Below are 16,416 nucleotides of genomic sequence, written 5' to 3' on the forward strand. Positions count from 1 at the left end.
CCTCCAAGAACACCCTTGGGGCATAGGAGAAGTGAGAACCGACAAAAGCGAACGTACGCCCCTGTTCTTCCCGGTCAACCCCCTGACATCACGCCAACGGAAGTTCCTTCGGTCTGCGGTCGCCGAGGATGCGACGGTCCGCCTCGTCGATCCGGACGTCGTTGATGCTCGCCTCACGGCGCCGCATCAGCCCGTCGTCGGCGAACTCCCACAGCTCGTTACCGTAACTGCGCCACCACTGACCGTCCGCGTCGTGCCACTCGTACTGGAACCGTACGGCGATGCGGTTGCCGCCGAACGTCCACAGATCCTTGCGGAGCGCGTAGTCCCGTTCCCCGGCCCACTTGCGGGTGAGGAACTCCCTGATCTCCTCGCGCCCGGTCAGGAACTCGTCCCGGTTGCGCCAGACCGAGTCGGGCGTGTAGGCGAGCGAGACCCGTTCGGGATCCCGCGTGTTCCAGGCGTCCTCGGCGGCCCGCACCTTCGCCCTGGCCGTCTCCTCGGTGAAATTCACACTTCCTCCAGAAATATCGCCTGCACGGGGCAGGCCCGCGCGGCCTCCTCGACTGCGTCGATCAGTCCGTCGCCCGGTTCGGCGACGTAGACCAGTCGGTCGTCGTCATCCAGCTCGAACACCTCGGGCGCGGCGAACACGCACTGCGCGTGCGTCCGGCACAGCGCCCGGTCCACGACCACCCTCATCGTGGATTTCCTTCCCGATCAGGTCCCGTCGCAAGCCCGGCCGTCACCGCTCCCTCGGGGGCGTGGACCGGCGGGTTGAACCGGGAGTACTTCTCGAACGTCCAGCGGAGCGGGCTCGCCCCCCGGACGTGGACGGCCCGGTCCATCTCGAACCCGACCAGCCGCTGCGCTCCCGGGACATCTCCCGGATCCCAGTCGACGCGGGCCCGCCCGGTCAGCTGGAGCGTGTCGCCGCTCTCCCAGTCGAGGAAGAGCAGGCCGCAGCCGCTGTCCAGTTCCAGGTTCCCCAGCGTCATGTACATCGAGTTGCCGACGTAGTCGGGCCAGACCAGCCGCCGCTCGCCGGTCACCCGGACGGTCCCCGGGTTGCCGCCCCGGTGGGACAGGTCGGCGCCGAGCCCCGGAGCCCGGGTGGCGACGAAGAACGTGTCGGCGCCCTCGATCCAGGCCCGGTGCTCCGTGGTGAACGACTCCGCCACCGAGACGAGCGAGGGAGCTTCGGAGATCTCGCCCGAGATGTCGCGTGTCTGGATGTATTTGGGGCAGTTCGCATACGTCTGCTCGGTGTGGACGATCAACCGCCCGCCCTCCCGCCGGACCGTGCCGTTGATCCGCATCCTGCGCCTGCTCCGGGGTTCGATCGCGAGCATCCCGATCTCGCCGCCGGACAGCCCGGCCAGCGGATCGTGCTCGCCCGGCACCGCGTCGATCACGACCGTCCGCTCGTCGACGGCCTCGGCGAACCCCGCCGCCCCCGTCAGTGCGCTCGCCCACGGCCGTCCGCCCGGATCGGCGGCCCCGACCAGCAGCATCCGCTGCCGCCGGAGGAAGTCGGCGGCAACGGACGGAATCTCCGGTGTGGCCGAGGCCGAGCCCCACGCCCCGGCGCGCACCCCGGCCCGCCGCTGCACCGCCAGCTCTCCCGCGTGTTTCACGGTCTTAGAAGAATCCGCAGGTGGGGGCGCCGGTAGTCGGGGCGGGCCGCTCGCCGGCCCCGCTGGGCGCGAAGATCTCCAGCCGGATCCCGTCCGGGTCCTCGAAGAACACGCCGCCCGAGGACGCCCCCTCGCCGTGCGGCACCACGCCGTCGTGGTGGAGCGTGGCCCCGATCTCACGGATCACGGCCTCGGCCCGGTGGACCGCCTCGATGTCCGGCACCTGGAAGGACAGGTGGTGCAGCCCCGGCAGTCCGGTGGCGGCGCGGCCCTCGCTCTGCTGCCACAGGGTCAGCACGAGCTCGCCGTCGAGGCCGAGGAAGGCGTAGCGGCGGTCCGGCCGGTCCGACTCGCCGAACACCTCGAAGCCGAAGATCTTCAGGTAGAAGTCCCTGGACCTGTCGAGGTCGGAGACGTTGAGGCCGATGTGGCCGGTCTGGAAGGTCATGTCTTCTCCCGCTGTCGTCCCTAACGGGTGGAACCGTTAGGTGCCTGGGAGTAATATAACGGAATCTAAGCTCTTTTGTCGTTAGAAAAATGTGACCCGGATCACTTACAATCCTGTCGCGCGCGTGCATGAAGAAGCCGTACGGCCGGCGGGCACGGCGTACGGCAGGCGGGGCGGTGGGTGGGCCGGAGGGTCAGGTGGCCGACGTCGTCGGGCGCCGCCGTTCCGCCGCGCGGACGGGCGCGGGGGTCACCGGCCCTTGTGCTGGTGGTAGTGGCGGGCGGCGCGGGCCCGGTTGCCGCAGGCGACCGAGCACCACTCCTGGCGGGGGTGCTCCTTGGTGAAGTAGAGCACGCAGCGGGGGGCGGGGCAGGCGCGCAGCTGCTCGCGGTGCGGGCCGGTCAGCAGCTCTATCGCCGACGCCGCCAGGGCGGCGCGGATGCGGGAGGACTCCTCCGCCTCGCCCGCCGGGACGCTCGTGGCCGACGGGTCGCCCTCGGCCGGCCAGTCCAGCCGCGGGGCGAGCGGTGCGGCGAGCGCCGCGGCGTTGACCAGGTCGACCGACGCGGTGAATCCCGGCAGCCGGTCGGCGTCCGCGCTGCTCACCGGGCCGGGCACGACGGCCTTCGCGAGCAGGGCACGCACGGCCTGCCGTAGCTCGACCACCTCGCGCCGCAAGGCTTCTGTCGCGGTGAAGTCCGTGGAAAGACCCAGCTCCGCGACGTGTGCCCGGCCCCAATCGGTCATGCCCGCGACGTCGGAGAGCGTATCCAGCGGCCCGCTCCGGGTCGCGCGGACCGTGCTCACGAACTCCAGAACCAGCATCCCCCAAGTCTAACGCTTAGGAGGCCATGAAGCCGTGAGGCCGACTCAGCGCCGGATCGCGCGGGTGAGGATGGCGATCAGGCCGGCGAAGCCCAGGCCGCCCAGCAGGATCGGGATCATGATCAGTGGTTCGACGGTCGGATCGACGATGAACATGATCCCCGTCCCGACGAACAGCATGCCGCTGAGCAGGGCCATCCAGTCCGTGCGATGCCATCTGCCGGGACCGGTCCGCTCGACCTCAGGCCGCACGGCGCACCTCCACGTCTCCGATGCCCGCCTTGATGTTCAGGACGATGGTCGCCACGTCGCCCTCCGGGGTCACCTCGGGCTCCAGGACCTTGTTGTGCCGGACGTCGGCCCCGCCCTTCACCGAATGGTCGATCTTCACATCGCCCAGTTTGGTGTATCCGTTGACCTCGACGCGTGCCGTCGGCGGCAGGAGCACACTGATCTGGCCGACCGAGACGGACGCCGAGAGGACCGTCCGCGAGCCCGGTGGGAACGTCAGGTCGCTGAGGTCGAGGGTGCCCTCGCCGACGCCCACCGCGTAGCCGTCGGTGACCTCGGAGATCGTGGTCGGGTCCCAGTGGTAGCTGCCGAACCTCTTCGGCATGCCGGTCAGCGCGGACCCCGCGACCAGGGCGGTCGCGATGATCATGCCTACCGCGACCAGGGCCGCGCCCCGGCCGAACCAGGCGGCGACCATGAGGCCGCCGCCGATGGTGACCAGCGCCGCGCCTCCGACGACCGTCATGTTGACCGATCCCGAGGTGGCTTGGATCGCCATGATGATCCCTCCAACGATCATGGCCAGGCACAGGGTGACGGCTCCGATGAACGATCGGGGCCGCTTCGGCCGGGGTGCGCTCCGGACCTGCCCGCCGTACTCGGAGAGGTCATAGGGGGAGTACGGCTGCTGCCGCCTGCGCGGGTCCAGCGGCTGGTAGGGGCCGTAGGGCGAGAACGGCTCACCCGAGGAGTCGTAGGACGGCCTGGTGGCGGTGCGGGGGGCCGACGGCATGCTCGTGGTCGGCGACGTGCTCCGGAACGGGGTGTTCCCGGCCGTCGGCGAGGGGCCCGGGTACGGGGGCGCGTCTCCGGAGGACGGCGTGCTCGCCGCGGAGGGCGTGCCCGCGGAGGGCGGTCCGTCACCGGCGGACGGCGTCCTCTCCGGGGACGGGACCTCTCCGGCCGCCGGCGTCTCCCCGCTTGACGGGACGGGACCCGGAGCCGGGCCCGCGGGCGGGCTCTGCGCCGCGGGTGGGGCGGTGGGCATCGCGCCGGTCCGTGACCGCATGGACGGGTAGGGCTCCGCGGCGGCCGGCCCGGTGGTGCCGAAGGCCGTGGGCGGCTGCCCGTGAGCGGGGGGAACGCGACGGCCGCGTAGCCGGTCGGGCAGGGAACGGGTCACGGCCAGCAGGTCGACGCCGCGCGCGTGGGCGGTGAGCAGGGCGATGGCGAACAGCGTGCCGACCACGACCGTTCCGGTGTCGATGCCCCCCGAGGACACGTTGATGACCAGGCCGAGGGCGAAAACGCCGGTCAGCAATGCCAGCACGGTCTCGTTGTCGAAGGTGCGGCGGGTCCACTGCTCCATGTATCCCGGACCGCCGTCCGTCTCCCGCATCAGCAGGAACGCCGCGACGTAGAGCATGATGCCGATGCCCGAGCCGAGGACCAGCACCGCGAAGCCGACCCGGAACAGCACCGGATCGATCCCGGCGTAGCGGCCCAGACCCGCGCAGACGCCGGTGAGCATACGGCCCTCGTTGCTACGGTGGAGCAGACGCTCCCCGGTGAGGGCGGATGCGGGCGGCGAGTCGGACGGGGTGCTCGCCGGGCCGTGCGGGTTCCCGGTGTCGGTCATGTTCCCATCGTGGGGCTTCTCCGCCACCGGCCGCATCCGGGACACCCCTGAGTCCTCCCGGAGGGCGCGGGCCCGCCTCAGGGTCGTGTCAGGGGAACGCCTGATGCGCGGAGGGGCTCCGACATGTGACGATGCTGACGATATGGCTGAGCGACAGACAATTCACGACGCGGCGCCCGCGACACCCGAGGAGGCCGCCTTCCCCCGGCTGATGAGGCTGGTGGAGGGCCGCCTGGTCGCCGGCGTGGCTCAGGGCGCCGCCGCGCAACTCCGGCTCGACCCGGTCGTGCTGCGGCTGGCATTCGTGCTGCTCACCGTGCTGGACGGGATCGGCGCGGTGGCCTACGCGGCATTGTGGATGTTCACCCCGCGCGAGCCGTACGAGGGCAGGGAGCCCGGCCGCGACTGGAGCCAGCTCGCCGCCTACGGCGCGATAGCGCTGGCGCTGACGGCCCTGGGCTGGCTCACCGGCGCCTCGACGGGCGGGATCGGCGCCTGGCCGATCGCGGTCGGCGGGATCGGCTCGCTGATCCTGTGGCAGCAGGCCGATCCGGACCGGCGGCGGCGCTGGGTGAACACCACGGTCGGGCAGGTCCGCCAGAACCGGGTCCGCACGTTCGCCGGCCTGGTGCTCGTCGTCGTCGGCGCGATCGGCTTCCTGGTGGCGAACGACGAGCTGGTCAAGGCCCGTTCCGGCATCGTGTTCACGCTGGTGGTCGTGGGCGGCGTCGGGCTCATCGCGGCGCCCTGGCTGGCCGGTCTGTGGAAGGAACTGCAGCGGGAGCGCCGCGAGCGCATCCGCCAGGAGGAGCGCGCCGAGGTGGCCGCGCACGTGCACGACTCCGTGCTGCACACGCTCACGCTGATCCAGCGCAACGCCCAGGACTCCCGCGAGGTGATGCGGCTCGCCCGCTCCCAGGAGCGTGAGTTGCGCAACTGGCTCTACCAGCCCAAACAGGACGCCGACGCGTCGCTGGCCGCCGCGGTGCGCCGGGTGGCCGCCGAGGAGGAGGACGCGCACGGGGTGCCGATCGAGGTCGTCTGCGTGGGCGACTGCCCGCTGACCCCGGAGCTGTCCGCGATGATGCAGGCCGCCCGGCAGGCTATGGTCAACGCCGCGAAATACTCTGAGTCGTCGGTCGTCTCCGTCTACGCCGAGGCGGAGCCGGAGGAGGTCACCGTCTTCATCCGGGACCGTGGCATCGGGTTCGACATGGCAGAGGTGGCCGACGACCGGATGGGCATCCGCCAGTCGATCATCGGCAGGATGGAGCGCCACGGCGGCAGCGCCCGGGTACGGACCGGACCCGGCGAGGGGACGGAAGTGATGTTGACCATGAAGCTGGAGAAGGCGTGAGCGAGCGAGTCGGGAAGTACGGCAGTGCGGCAGTGCGAGCGGTGAGGGAGGGGTCATGAGCAGCGTGCGGGTTCTGATCGTCGACGACCACAGGCTTTTCCGCTCCGGCGTCCGCGCCGAGCTGGGCGACTCGATCGAGGTGATCGGGGAGGCCGAGGACGTGGAGTCCGCGGTCAGGACGATCGCCGAGCTCCAGCCCGACGTGGTCCTGCTGGACGTGCACATGCCCGGCGGGGGCGGCCAGGAGGTGCTCCGCCGCGTTCTCGGAGCCGGCTCCCAGGTCCGTTTCCTCGCGCTGTCGGTCTCCGACGCCGCCGAGGACGTCATCGGGGTGATCCGCGGCGGCGCCCGGGGCTACGTCACCAAGACCATCAGCGGCCGCGAGCTCACCGACGCGATCCGCCGGGTGGCCGAGGGCGACGCGGTGTTCTCCCCGAGGCTGGCCGGCTTCGTGCTGGACGCCTTCGCCTCCAGCGAGGCCCCGCCGATCGACCCCGAGCTCGACTCGCTGACCCAGCGCGAACGTGAGGTCCTGCGCCTGATCGCCCGGGGCTACGCCTACAAGGAGATCGCCAAGGAGCTGTTCATCTCGGTCAAGACCGTGGAGACCCACGTGTCGTCCGTGCTGCGCAAGCTCCAGCTCTCCAACCGCCACGAACTCTCCCGGTGGGCCACCGCGCGACGTCTTGTCTGATCTGTACTATCTGTAACTTATGTGCGACTCTGCGAAGTATGGGTCGCGATGTACCTGCGATGGTGTTCAGCCGGGAGGACCGACGCCGCTACCGGGACAAGGTCCGCCGATGCCTCGACGTCCTGGCGCAGATGCTGCGCGAGTCCCGGTTCGATTCCGACCGGCCGAAAGCCGGGCTGGAGATCGAGCTCCACCTCGTGGACGACCGCGGCGAGCCCACCATGAAGAACGCCGAGGTGCTGGCGGCGATCGCCGAGCCGGACTGGGCCACCGAGCTCGGCCAGTTCAACGTGGAGATCAACGTCATTCCGGAGCTCCTGGAGGGGGAGGGCTCCGTGCGGCTGGAGAAGGTGGTGCGGGACCGGCTCAACCACGGGGAGGAGCGGGCCCGCACGGTCGGCGGCCACCTGGTGATGATCGGTGTCCTGCCCACGCTGCGTGAGAGCGACGTGCACGAGGGCACGCTGTCGGCCAACCCGCGCTACAAGCTGCTCAACGAGCAGATCTTCCAGGCCAGGGGCGAGGACCTGCATCTGGCGATCGAGGGTGAGGAGACGCTCGACACCTACGCCGACAGCATCACCCCCGAGGCGGCCTGCACGAGCCTCCAGCTCCACCTCCAGGTCAGTCCGGCGGAGTTCGCCGCCCACTGGAACGCCGCGCAGGCCATCGCGGGCGCCCAGGTGGCGGTGGCGGCCAACTCCCCGTTCCTGTTCGGCCGGCAGCTCTGGCAGGAGACCAGGATCCCGCTGTTCGAGCAGGCCACCGACACCCGGCCGGTGGAGCTGAAGACCCAGGGCGTGCGGCCGAGGGTCTGGTTCGGCGAGCGGTGGATCACCTCGGTCTTCGACCTGTTCGAGGAGAACGCCCGCTACTTCCCCGCGCTGCTGCCCCTGTGCGAGGACGTCGACCCGCGCGAGCAGCTCGCCCGCGGGGTGGTCCCCGAACTCGCCGAGCTGACCCTGCACAACGGCACCGTCTACCGGTGGAACCGGCCGGTCTACGCCGTCACGGACGGGGTTCCGCACCTGCGGGTGGAGAACCGGGTGCTGCCCGCGGGGCCGTCGGTCGCCGACGTCGCCGCCAACGCCGCGTTCTACTACGGCCTCATGCGCGTCCTTCCCCACGCCGAACGGCCGATCTGGACGCGTATGTCCTTCGCCGCCGCGGCGGACAACCTGCACGCCGCCGCCCGCCACGGACTGGAGGCGCGCCTCTACTGGCCGGGCGTCGGAGAGGTGGCCGCCGCCGAGCTGATCCTGCGCCGCCTGCTGCCGCTGGCCTACGAGGGACTCGATCTGTGGGGGGTGAACCCCGGGCGCAGGGACCGGCTGCTGGGGATCATCGAACGGCGGTGCGTGACCGGCCGGACCGGGGCGACCTGGCAGATCGACGCCGTGAACGCGATGGACGGCCTCGACCGGCACGAGGCGCTGCGCCGGATGACGCTGCGTTACATCGAGTACATGCACACCAACGAACCCGTCCACACCTGGCCGCTGTCATGAGCCCGCCGGGTTTCCGCCCCCGGAGGCGCCCGGCTGGGTCAGGATGAACCGCATGAAAGCCTTCTGCTGCCTCCTTGTGCTCCTGATGGTCACGGTGTCGGCCTGTGGAAGTGACCGGCCGGGCACCGACGCCGCCACCCCGGACCCCCCGGCGCGGACCTCCGCCCCCCTGGGCCAGACGTTCGAATCCGACCTCCGGCTGGCCAAGGAGCTCAGCGAGTCCTACTGGCAGCAGACCTTCTCCGCGGACGGGCTGGCCTACCGCCCGGTCACCGCGTTCACCCCCTACCGGGGGGCCGGCGGCCCCGACTGCGGCGGCGAGCCCTCGATACCGAACAACGCCTTCTACTGCCCGATCGGGCACTTCATCGCCTACGACGCGGACTGGATGCGCAAGCTCTACGACGAGATGGGGGACGGGGCGATCTACGTGATCATCCCGCACGAGCTCGGCCATGCCGTACAGGCGCAGCTGAACAGCGACTTCCGGCTCGGCGTGGAGCGAGAGCTCCAGGCGGACTGTTACGCCGGGGGCACCCTGAGCGCGCTCGTCAGGAGCGGGGCGCTGCAGACCGAGCCCGGCGACAGGGACGAACTGCTGTTCAACCTCGCCGCGGCGGGGGATCCCACCGACGACTGGCTGCGCCCCGACGCCCACGGTACGGCGGAGCAGCGTCAGGCGGTCTTCGCCCGGGGATACAACGAGGGCACCCGCGCCTGCTGAGATACATCCAGCCGGTTACCGGGAAATCCACCGGAAGGCTGATGCCGCGCCGTGGGGATCCGCCTAGTCTGAGGACCGGTGATCCACCAGGGGGTGATGTCATGCGGAGGATGGTTCGCGAGATCGGCTGGGCCATACGGGGCGCCTGCCGCGCGAGCGACCCCGAACTGTTCTTTCCACTGGCGCAGTCGGTCGACCAGGAGGCGCGGGCGAAGGCGGTCTGCGCGGGGTGTCCGGTGCTGGCCGACTGCCGGGCCTACGCCGTGCGGGCGGCGGAGCCGGAGGGGATCTGGGGAGGGCTCACCGTCCAGGAACGGCGCAGCCTGCGCTTCCCGTCCGGATGGCGGCAGCCCGCCGCGGGATGAGCCCGCCGCGCGTAGTGTCGAACCCGGCAGACCGAGGCGGATCAGGGCGTACGCGCCCGGGGCGGAGCGCGGTGGGTGGGGCTGACGGCGAGGCGGGGGAGCGGACCCCGGTGGGTGGGGCCGTGACGGCCGGGCGGAGGGTCACGCTCGCGGGCGCGGTGGCCGTCCTGGTGGCGGCCAACGTGCTCAACAACCGTCTCGCGCCGCGCCTGGCCCCGCTGACCTCCGCCGTCGCCACCGGCGCGCTGCTCGCCCTGGCCCGCCGTTCCGGGCTGTCCTGGTCCGAGCTGGGGTTCCACCGGCGCTCGCGCGGACTGCGGATCGGCGGCGCCCTCGCCTCGGCCGTCGCCGCGGTCTACGGCGCCGGGATCGCGATCCCCGCCACCCGCCGCTTCTTCCGTGACGAGCGGGCGCTGTCGCTCTCCACCGCCCGCGCCTTCGAGGAGGCCCTGCTCCAGGTGCCGATCGGCACGGTCCTGCTGGAGGAGGTCGGCTTCCGCGGGGTGCTGCACGCACTCCTGGCCCGCTCTTACGGCCCGCGCCCGGCCGTCGTCGTCTCCTCGGCCCTGTTCGGACTCTGGCACGTGCTCCCGGCGATGGACATGGCGACCGCCAACCCCGCGCTGAGCGGTCTGGCGTCGGGGGAGGCGCCCGGTGGGGGAGCGTCCGGCGACGGGCCGCGCGGTGGAGGCGGCGGTGACGGGCGTCCGGCTGATCCGCGGCTGGAGGTGTCGCGGGTGGTGGTGGGCTCGGTGGCCGCCACGGGGCTCGCGGGGGCGGTGTTCTGCGAGCTCCGCCGCCGGGGAGGCCTGGCCGCGCCGGCGCTGCTGCACGTCGCGACGAACTCGCTGGGCTACCTTTTCGCCCGCCTCGCCCCGGCGGAGCCCTTCCGGCAGGGGGAGCGCCCCGTCCCCGCGCCGGAGCACCCCGCCTGACGGCCGGCCGGGCCCGGCGGATCCCGGCCGGCCGAACGCCCGGCTCACCGCCGCGCCGGGAACCGCCCCCGGGTCGCGAGTTCGATCGTGACGAGTACGGCCACCGCCTCGGCGGCCAGCAGCGCGACCAGCACGACGAGCTGCACCACTCCGGCCTGGATCGGGCTCGCCCCGCCGAGCAGCATTCCCACGAACGCCCCGGGCAGCGTGACCAGCCCAACGGTCGAGGTCTGGTCCAGTGCGGGCACCAGCGCCTGAGCGGCCGCCGGGCGGCAGATCTCCAGGGCCGCGTCCCGCTCCGGCAGCCCCAGCGCGAGCGCCGCCTCGACCTCCCCGCGCCGGTGGAGGAGCTCCTCCACCGCCCGCCGGCCCGCGAGCGCCGTGGCCGTCAGACACCCCCCGAGCAGGATGCCCGCGACGGGGATCAGCGTGATGCCCTTCAACGGCACGGTCCCGGTGGCGACGAGCAGCACGAGGACCGGCAGCGTCCCCGCCGCTATGGGTACGGCGGCCCACCAGACCGCCCGGCCCGAGGTGATCCTGCGCCCCGCGGTCAGGCTCGCCACGCCGTACATGACGAGCACGAAGGCGGCCACGGCGAGCGGTCGCTGGACGGCCCAGACGATGATCAGCGCCACCGCGCCGAGCTGCACGACCGCCCGCAGGCACGCGACGACGATGGCGCGGGCGTGCCCGAGACGGCCGAGCAGGGCGACGGCGGCGCCCAGCAGGGTCAGCAGGACGACGACGGCGGCGGTGATCGGGGACAGGGCGATGGTGCTCACGGAGATGAGCTTTCCCTAGGGGCGGGCCGTTCTCCGCCGCCGGGGAGGCTCACGCGGTGGGGACCCGCTGGAAGGCCTCGGCGTAGCGGCCCTCACCGAGGCCCGCCTCGGCCGCGACCTGGGAGAACCGGGTCCGGAGGAAGTCCTCGAACCCTTCGTTGTGGCTGGTCTGGCTCACGTGGGCGCGCAGCGCGGAGAGCTTGCGCTCGAAGGTGGCGGTGATGTCGACGTGATGGTCGGGGGTCTGGCCGCCGTTGAGCCAGACCTCCCGGACCGTCCACGCCTCAAGACCCTCGTCGGCCAGGAGCGTGGGGAAGGTGTAGGGGTTGCGCGCGTCGGGGTAGACGGCGTCGAGGGTGCAGCCGCCGACCGCGCGGTGGTCGGGGTGGCTGGGGGAGACGAACCGGTAGTTGCGCTCCGGGGTGTGGGTGATCACCAGGTCGGGTCTGACCTGGCGGATGACCCGGGTGATGTCGCGCCGCAGGTCCAGGCTCTGCACCACGGTCCCGTCGTGGTAGCCGAGGAAGCGTATGTCGCTCACGCCGACGATCTTCGCCGCGTTGGTCTGCTCGGTACGGCGCAGCTCTGCCATGCCCCCGTTGTCCAGCTCGCGGTCGAAGCCGCCGGCGTCCCCGTCGGTGACGACGCAGTAGGTCACCTCGACGCCCCGGTCGGTGAACCCCGCGATCGAACCCGCGGCGGCGAAGTCGACGTCATCCGGGTGCGCCGCTACCACGAGCACTCGGTTGATCTCGTTCTCGGACAGCATGAGAGGCCCTTCTTTTCTTCCACGTGTCGATCGATTCTGACAACCGACGACGTGTCCGTCCGCATTCCTCCCCGTGGCTGGACCCGGTTGTCGGTGGACCGCCCTAACCTAGGGAGCGTGTCGATCCCAGCCGCTTCCCTGACCCACCCGTTGCTCGACGGGCTCAACCCCCAGCAGCGTGAGGCCGTCGTGCACCACGGCAGCCCCCTGCTCATCGTCGCGGGCGCCGGTTCGGGCAAGACACGGGTGCTGACCCATCGCATCGCCTATCTGCTGGCCGAGCGGGGCGCGCAGCCGCAGGAGATCCTGGCGATCACCTTCACCAACAAGGCCGCGCGGGAGATGAAGGACCGGGTCGACGCCCTCATCGGCCCCCGTTCGGCGGCGATGTGGGTGATGACCTTCCACAGCGCGTGCGTCCGGATCCTGCGCCGCGAGGCCAAGCGGCTGGGGTTCCCGTCGAGCTTCTCCATCTACGACCAGGCCGACTCCCAGCGGCTGATGGCGATGGTCTGCCGGGAGATGGACCTCGACCCCAAGCGTTACCCGCCACGCTCCTTCTCCGCCCAGGTCAGCAACTTCAAGAACGAGCTGATCGACTACGAGACGGCGTCCGACCAGGCCTCCACCCATCTGGAGCGCACGCTCGCCGAGGCTTACCGGGCCTACCAGCAGAAGCTGACCGAGGCCGGTGCGATGGACTTCGACGACCTCATCATGCTGACGGTCACGCTGCTGCAGATCTTCCCCGACGTGGCCGAGCACTACCGCCGCCGCTGGCGGCACGTCATGGTGGACGAATACCAGGACACCAACCACGCGCAGTACACCCTGATCCGTGAGCTCGTCGGCGCCCCCGAACTGCGCACCGCCGAGGGAGACCTGGTCAGGGAGGGCACGGTCGCCCCCGCCGAGCTGTGCGTGGTCGGTGACGCCGACCAGTCGATCTACGCCTTCCGGGGCGCGACGATCCGCAACATCCTGGAGTTCGAGCGCGACTACCCCAACGCCAGGACGATCCTGCTGGAGCAGAACTACCGCTCCACCCAGACGATCCTGAGCGCGGCCAACGCGGTGATCTCCCGCAACGAGAGCCGTAAGCCGAAGAACCTCTGGTCCGACCAGGGCGCCGGGCCGAAGATCATCGGATATGTCGCCGACAACGAGCACGACGAGGCCATGTTCGTCGCGCAGGAGGTCGACAAGCTCACCGACGACGAGGGCGTCGTGCCCGGTCAGGTGGCGGTGTTCTACCGGACCAACGCGGCCTCCCGGGTGTTCGAGGAGATCTTCATCCGGACCGGCCTGCCGTACAAGGTGGTCGGAGGGGTGCGCTTCTACGAGCGCAAGGAGGTCAGGGACCTGCTGGCCTACCTGAGGATGCTGGCCAACCCGGGCGACGTGGTGTCGCTGCGCCGGATCCTCAACGTCCCCAAGCGCGGCATCGGCGACCGGGCCGAGGCGATGGTGGAGGCGTTCGCGTCCCGCGAGCGGATCTCGTTCTGGCAGGGGCTCCGCCGGGCGGACGAGGCGCCGGGCATGGCCACCCGGTCGCTCAACGCCATCAAGGAGTTCGTCGCGCTGATGGACGGGCTGACGGTCAGGGCCGGTGAGATATCGCCGTCGGAGCTGGCGCGGGAGGTGCTGGAGAGCACCGGCTACCGGGCGGAGCTCGCGACCTCCGGCGACCCGCAGGACGAGAGCCGGCTGGAGAACCTGGACGAGATGATCTCGGTGGCCTCGGAGTTCGAGGAGGCCAACCCCGAGGGCACGCTCGTGGAGTTCCTGGAGCAGGTGTCCCTGGTGGCCGACGCCGACCAGATCCCGGCAGGCGACGGCGGCCAGGGTGTGGTCACGCTGATGACCCTGCACACCGCCAAGGGCCTGGAGTTCCCCGTGGTGTTCCTCACCGGCCTGGAGGACGGCGTCTTCCCGCACACGCGTTCGCTGGGCGAGCCCAAGGAGCTGGAGGAGGAGCGCCGCCTGGCCTACGTCGGCATCACGCGGGCGGAGAAGCGCCTCTACATCTCCAGAGCGGCCGTCCGCAGCTCCTGGGGGTCGCCCGCGTTCAACCCGGCCTCCCGGTTCGTCGCCGAGATCCCGGCCGAGCTGCTCGACTGGCGCAGCGACCCGGGTAAGACCGCCTGGAGCGCCGCCGCCGGCGCCTCCCGCCGCGAGTCCCGCCCGGCCGTCGCGAAGAAGCCCGGCGGGCGGGCGATCCCCAACCTGTCCCCGGGCGACCGGGTCACCCACGACTCCTTCGGCCTGGGCACCGTCGTCTTGGTGGACGGCGTGGCCGAGAAGACCAAAGTCAAGATCGACTTCGGCAGCGGCGGTGAGAAGACCCTGCTGCTGGCGTACGCGCCGCTGGAGAAGCTCTGACCCACTCCGGGACGCCGTGCGGCGTCCCGGAGTTCCGGAGTCCGGTCAGTCCTTGAAGACCTTGACGAACGGGTCCTCGCTCTGCTCCTCGCCGAGGTTCAGCTCGTCGAAGTCCGCCACCTGGGAGGCGGGCGGCGCCTTGATGGCCGATTTCGCGCCCCAGCCGGAGTAGCGGCTGTCGTTCAGGTAGGTCATGTCCAGGCTGGTCAGGCCCCGCAGGGACTGCGTCCAGGAGGAGACGGCCCGCCGTACGAGCTTGTCGGAGCCGAGATAGATCTTCCAGGTCACCGGCAGCGTGGCGGACGTGGCCGAGGGCTTGGCGGCCAGCAGCGACCGGACCGTGGGGGAGACCTTGTAGAGCTCGCCCAGGGTGATCGTGCCCGAGTGGACGACCGTCCGGACACCGTCCCAGGTGCCGCCGGGACGCCTGGCCGTGGTGTGGGCCAGCGTCGCCTTCAGGGTGGCGGGCTCAAGGGGATCGATGATCTTCTGGGCGGGGTTGCCCATGGTCACCACGTCGCCCTTGGTGCGCAGCCACTTCTTCCCCTCGGGCAGGGCGTCGCCGTAGAACCCGCCGGAGGTGTAGGAGGTGCCCTTCACCGTGATCGTGCGGGAGGGGCCGAACAGGCCCTTGAGCTCCTTTTCGGCTCCGGGCAGGGTGAACTTGTCGGTGACGTCCGAGGCCGTCACCCCTGATGTGCCGAACTCCAGCACGCCGTTGCGCCGGCTGAAGATCGCACGGTTGTTCTTGCCCTCGCCGATGATCTTCGCGTTCTCGGAGAGCTTGACGCTGCGGTGCCGTTTGAACTGGCCCTTCAACGCCGATACCGGGTCGGACTGTGCGGCCCGGGCGCTGGCCGGGGCGGCCTGGGCACTCGCCGGACCGGCGGCCACGAGCACGGGCGCGATCAGCGCCACCGCGGCGGCACCGGTCAGAGTGGCGATCGTTCGCCTCATTTAGGGCGTCCTCCTGTGGGGGTCCTCGCGTCCTCGCGGAGCGATCATCGAGATTCTTTCTCAAGTCGCCATATGCGGCATCAAAAACGGATTAATAGAACGTGCCCGGCAGGCGAGGCCTGCCGGGCACGGGAGTGTGATCAGCGCAGGGCGATCAGTTGCCGAGCAGCGGGATCGAGGTGGCCTCCTCCCCGCCCTCCTGCAGCTCCTTCAGCTCGGCGACCTCCTCGGCGGCCGGGGCCTTGACCGTCACCTTGGAGCCCCAGCCGGTGTAGCGGGTGTCGACCGTCATGGTCGAGCCGCTCATACCGGGCATGGCGTAGGTGGTCGTCAGCCGGGTGGCGAGCCGGTCGGCGCCGAGGAACAGCTTCCAGCTCACCACGGTCTTGGCGGCCTTCCCGGACCCCCGGCCGGGCATCGAGGCCCGGAACCACGGCGAGACCTTGTCGAGCTCACCGAAAGTGATCTTCCCGCCGTAGAGCCCGGCGCGCTTGGTGGTGGCGTGCGCCAGCAGGGCCTTGAGCGTCGCCGGCTCGGCCGCGTTGACGTACTGGCTCACCGAGCCGACCATGCCCATCATGGGCATGGGGAGGCGGACCCAGGTCTTTTCCGCGGGGATGAACTCGCCCAGCATGCCGCCGGAGACGTAGGACGTGTTCTTGATGCGGATGACCCGCTCGGGCTTGGCCATTCCGGCGAGCATCTTGGAGAAGGTGTCATCCTCCTCGCCGTCGCTTTCCTCCAGGGCCCCGCCGAGATCGCTCTGCTTGATCCGCAGTTTTCCGGTCTGGTCGGATGCGCTGATCCCGGAGGTGCCGAACTGGAATACGCCCTTGCGCTGGGCGACGACCGCGTTCCCGCCGGAGCTGTGAATTTTGGTGGTTTCGGCGAAGCTCACGCCGCGTCCACTGGTGAACTCGCCCTTCAGTGCGGTCACCGGATCGGCGGCCTGTGCGTGCGCGGCCGATGCGAACGTGGAAACGCTCAGCACGGCCGTTGCGGCGCATGCCAGTCCGGCGATGTGTCGCTTCAAAGGAATTCCTCCTGAATGACCCTTCCACCCCGTGTGGGAGGGTTCAGGCATTCTTACGATCCAAGATCACGATGGAATCTCATATGCGGAGAGATGCCTTGCGGGAAATGTAGATATTTTGTGCAGA

Annotated in this window: 18 protein-coding genes; 7 read left to right on the forward strand and 11 right to left on the reverse strand. The window is 70.7% G+C overall.

The window, feature by feature from the left end; genetic code table 11:
• Positions 1-88: 88 nt before the first annotated feature.
• From FHR32_RS19705 to FHR32_RS19735, 7 genes are all read right to left on the reverse strand, one after another.
• Positions 89-514: a nuclear transport factor 2 family protein gene (locus FHR32_RS19705; RefSeq protein ID WP_184755631.1), complete on the reverse strand. Its 426-nt coding sequence runs from the start codon at positions 512-514 to the stop codon at positions 89-91.
• Positions 511-702, reverse strand: coding sequence for a ferredoxin (locus FHR32_RS19710; protein WP_184755632.1), 192 nt, complete (start codon positions 700-702; stop codon positions 511-513). Before FHR32_RS19710 ends, FHR32_RS19705 begins: the two co-directional genes overlap by 4 nt.
• On the reverse strand, positions 699-1,637 hold the full coding sequence (locus FHR32_RS19715) for a pyridoxamine 5'-phosphate oxidase family protein (RefSeq protein WP_184755633.1): 939 nt from the start codon (positions 1,635-1,637) through the stop codon (positions 699-701). Before FHR32_RS19715 ends, FHR32_RS19710 begins: the two co-directional genes overlap by 4 nt.
• A gap of 4 nt (positions 1,638-1,641) precedes the next feature.
• Positions 1,642-2,085, reverse strand: coding sequence for a VOC family protein (locus FHR32_RS19720; RefSeq protein ID WP_184755634.1), 444 nt, complete (start codon positions 2,083-2,085; stop codon positions 1,642-1,644).
• 249 nt (positions 2,086-2,334) lie between these two features.
• On the reverse strand, positions 2,335-2,910 hold the full coding sequence (locus FHR32_RS19725) for a CGNR zinc finger domain-containing protein (RefSeq protein WP_184755635.1): 576 nt from the start codon (positions 2,908-2,910) through the stop codon (positions 2,335-2,337).
• Between the two features lie 45 nt (positions 2,911-2,955).
• Positions 2,956-3,162, reverse strand: coding sequence for a hypothetical protein (locus tag FHR32_RS19730; protein ID WP_184755636.1), 207 nt, complete (start codon positions 3,160-3,162; stop codon positions 2,956-2,958).
• Positions 3,152-4,780, reverse strand: coding sequence for a PspC domain-containing protein (locus FHR32_RS19735; protein ID WP_184755637.1), 1,629 nt, complete (start codon positions 4,778-4,780; stop codon positions 3,152-3,154). The genes FHR32_RS19730 and FHR32_RS19735 overlap by 11 nt, the downstream gene beginning before the upstream one ends.
• Before the next feature lie 142 nt (positions 4,781-4,922).
• On the opposite strand from FHR32_RS19735, the gene FHR32_RS19740 reads away from it, so the two are divergent.
• The 6 genes from FHR32_RS19740 (at position 4,923) to FHR32_RS19765 (ending at position 10,363) form a co-directional block, all read left to right on the forward strand.
• Positions 4,923-6,137 (forward strand): PspC domain-containing protein, encoded by a 1,215-nt coding sequence (locus tag FHR32_RS19740; RefSeq protein ID WP_184755638.1) that lies wholly within the window; start codon positions 4,923-4,925, stop codon positions 6,135-6,137.
• Between the two features lie 55 nt (positions 6,138-6,192).
• A complete protein-coding gene (locus FHR32_RS19745) occupies positions 6,193-6,831 on the forward strand; it encodes a response regulator (protein ID WP_184755639.1) in 639 nt (212 codons plus the stop codon).
• A gap of 38 nt (positions 6,832-6,869) precedes the next feature.
• Positions 6,870-8,339 (forward strand): glutamate-cysteine ligase family protein, encoded by a 1,470-nt coding sequence (locus tag FHR32_RS19750; protein WP_184755640.1) that lies wholly within the window; start codon positions 6,870-6,872, stop codon positions 8,337-8,339.
• A gap of 52 nt (positions 8,340-8,391) precedes the next feature.
• Positions 8,392-9,063 carry a neutral zinc metallopeptidase gene (locus FHR32_RS19755; protein ID WP_184755641.1) on the forward strand — a complete coding sequence of 224 codons (672 nt, stop codon included), beginning with the start codon at positions 8,392-8,394 and terminating at the stop codon, positions 9,061-9,063.
• A gap of 101 nt (positions 9,064-9,164) precedes the next feature.
• Positions 9,165-9,428, forward strand: a complete 264-nt coding sequence (locus tag FHR32_RS19760; protein WP_184755642.1) for a WhiB family transcriptional regulator — start codon at positions 9,165-9,167, stop codon at positions 9,426-9,428.
• A 71-nt stretch (positions 9,429-9,499) separates the two neighbouring features.
• On the forward strand, positions 9,500-10,363 hold the full coding sequence (locus FHR32_RS19765; RefSeq protein WP_312882483.1) for a CPBP family intramembrane glutamic endopeptidase: 864 nt from the start codon (positions 9,500-9,502) through the stop codon (positions 10,361-10,363).
• Positions 10,364-10,407: 44 nt separating this feature from the next.
• Here the strand turns inward: FHR32_RS19765 and FHR32_RS19770 are convergent, their stop codons facing one another.
• A complete protein-coding gene (locus tag FHR32_RS19770) occupies positions 10,408-11,148 on the reverse strand; it encodes an ABC transporter permease (protein WP_184755644.1) in 741 nt (246 codons plus the stop codon).
• A 49-nt stretch (positions 11,149-11,197) separates the two neighbouring features.
• Entirely contained in the window at positions 11,198-11,917 is a 720-nt protein-coding gene (locus FHR32_RS19775; RefSeq protein ID WP_184755645.1) for a PIG-L deacetylase family protein, read from the reverse strand.
• Between the two features lie 123 nt (positions 11,918-12,040).
• Here FHR32_RS19775 and pcrA point away from each other — a divergent pair, with 123 nt between their 5' ends.
• Positions 12,041-14,299, forward strand: a complete 2,259-nt coding sequence (gene pcrA, locus FHR32_RS19780) for a DNA helicase PcrA (protein WP_376773374.1) — start codon at positions 12,041-12,043, stop codon at positions 14,297-14,299.
• Positions 14,300-14,344: 45 nt separating this feature from the next.
• On the opposite strand, the gene FHR32_RS19785 is transcribed toward pcrA, so the two are convergent.
• Both FHR32_RS19785 and FHR32_RS19790 read right to left on the reverse strand, forming a co-directional pair.
• Positions 14,345-15,256 (reverse strand): hypothetical protein, encoded by a 912-nt coding sequence (locus FHR32_RS19785; protein ID WP_184755646.1) that lies wholly within the window; start codon positions 15,254-15,256, stop codon positions 14,345-14,347.
• A 154-nt stretch (positions 15,257-15,410) separates the two neighbouring features.
• Positions 15,411-16,289: a hypothetical protein gene (locus tag FHR32_RS19790; protein WP_184755647.1), complete on the reverse strand. Its 879-nt coding sequence runs from the start codon at positions 16,287-16,289 to the stop codon at positions 15,411-15,413.
• Between the last annotated feature and the right edge of the window lie 127 nt (positions 16,290-16,416).

Source organism: Streptosporangium album, assembly GCF_014203795.1.
Taxonomy (GTDB): domain Bacteria; phylum Actinomycetota; class Actinomycetes; order Streptosporangiales; family Streptosporangiaceae; genus Streptosporangium; species Streptosporangium album.

What these genes read in the sequence shown, in the direction of transcription:
- FHR32_RS19760 (WP_184755642.1), top strand. Translation starts at nt 9,165, where the DNA reads ATGCGGAGGATGGTTCGCGAGATCGGCTGGGCCATACGGGGCGCCTGC.
- FHR32_RS19775 (WP_184755645.1), bottom strand. Translation starts at nt 11,917, where the DNA reads ATGCTGTCCGAGAACGAGATCAACCGAGTGCTCGTGGTAGCGGCGCAC.
- FHR32_RS19725 (WP_184755635.1), bottom strand. Translation starts at nt 2,910, where the DNA reads ATGCTGGTTCTGGAGTTCGTGAGCACGGTCCGCGCGACCCGGAGCGGG.
- FHR32_RS19750 (WP_184755640.1), top strand. Translation starts at nt 6,870, where the DNA reads ATGGGTCGCGATGTACCTGCGATGGTGTTCAGCCGGGAGGACCGACGC.
- FHR32_RS19710 (WP_184755632.1), bottom strand. Translation starts at nt 702, where the DNA reads ATGAGGGTGGTCGTGGACCGGGCGCTGTGCCGGACGCACGCGCAGTGC.
- FHR32_RS19755 (WP_184755641.1), top strand. Translation starts at nt 8,392, where the DNA reads ATGAAAGCCTTCTGCTGCCTCCTTGTGCTCCTGATGGTCACGGTGTCG.
- FHR32_RS19735 (WP_184755637.1), bottom strand. Translation starts at nt 4,780, where the DNA reads ATGACCGACACCGGGAACCCGCACGGCCCGGCGAGCACCCCGTCCGAC.
- FHR32_RS19785 (WP_184755646.1), bottom strand. Translation starts at nt 15,256, where the DNA reads ATGAGGCGAACGATCGCCACTCTGACCGGTGCCGCCGCGGTGGCGCTG.
- FHR32_RS19720 (WP_184755634.1), bottom strand. Translation starts at nt 2,085, where the DNA reads ATGACCTTCCAGACCGGCCACATCGGCCTCAACGTCTCCGACCTCGAC.
- FHR32_RS19745 (WP_184755639.1), top strand. Translation starts at nt 6,193, where the DNA reads ATGAGCAGCGTGCGGGTTCTGATCGTCGACGACCACAGGCTTTTCCGC.
- FHR32_RS19740 (WP_184755638.1), top strand. Translation starts at nt 4,923, where the DNA reads ATGGCTGAGCGACAGACAATTCACGACGCGGCGCCCGCGACACCCGAG.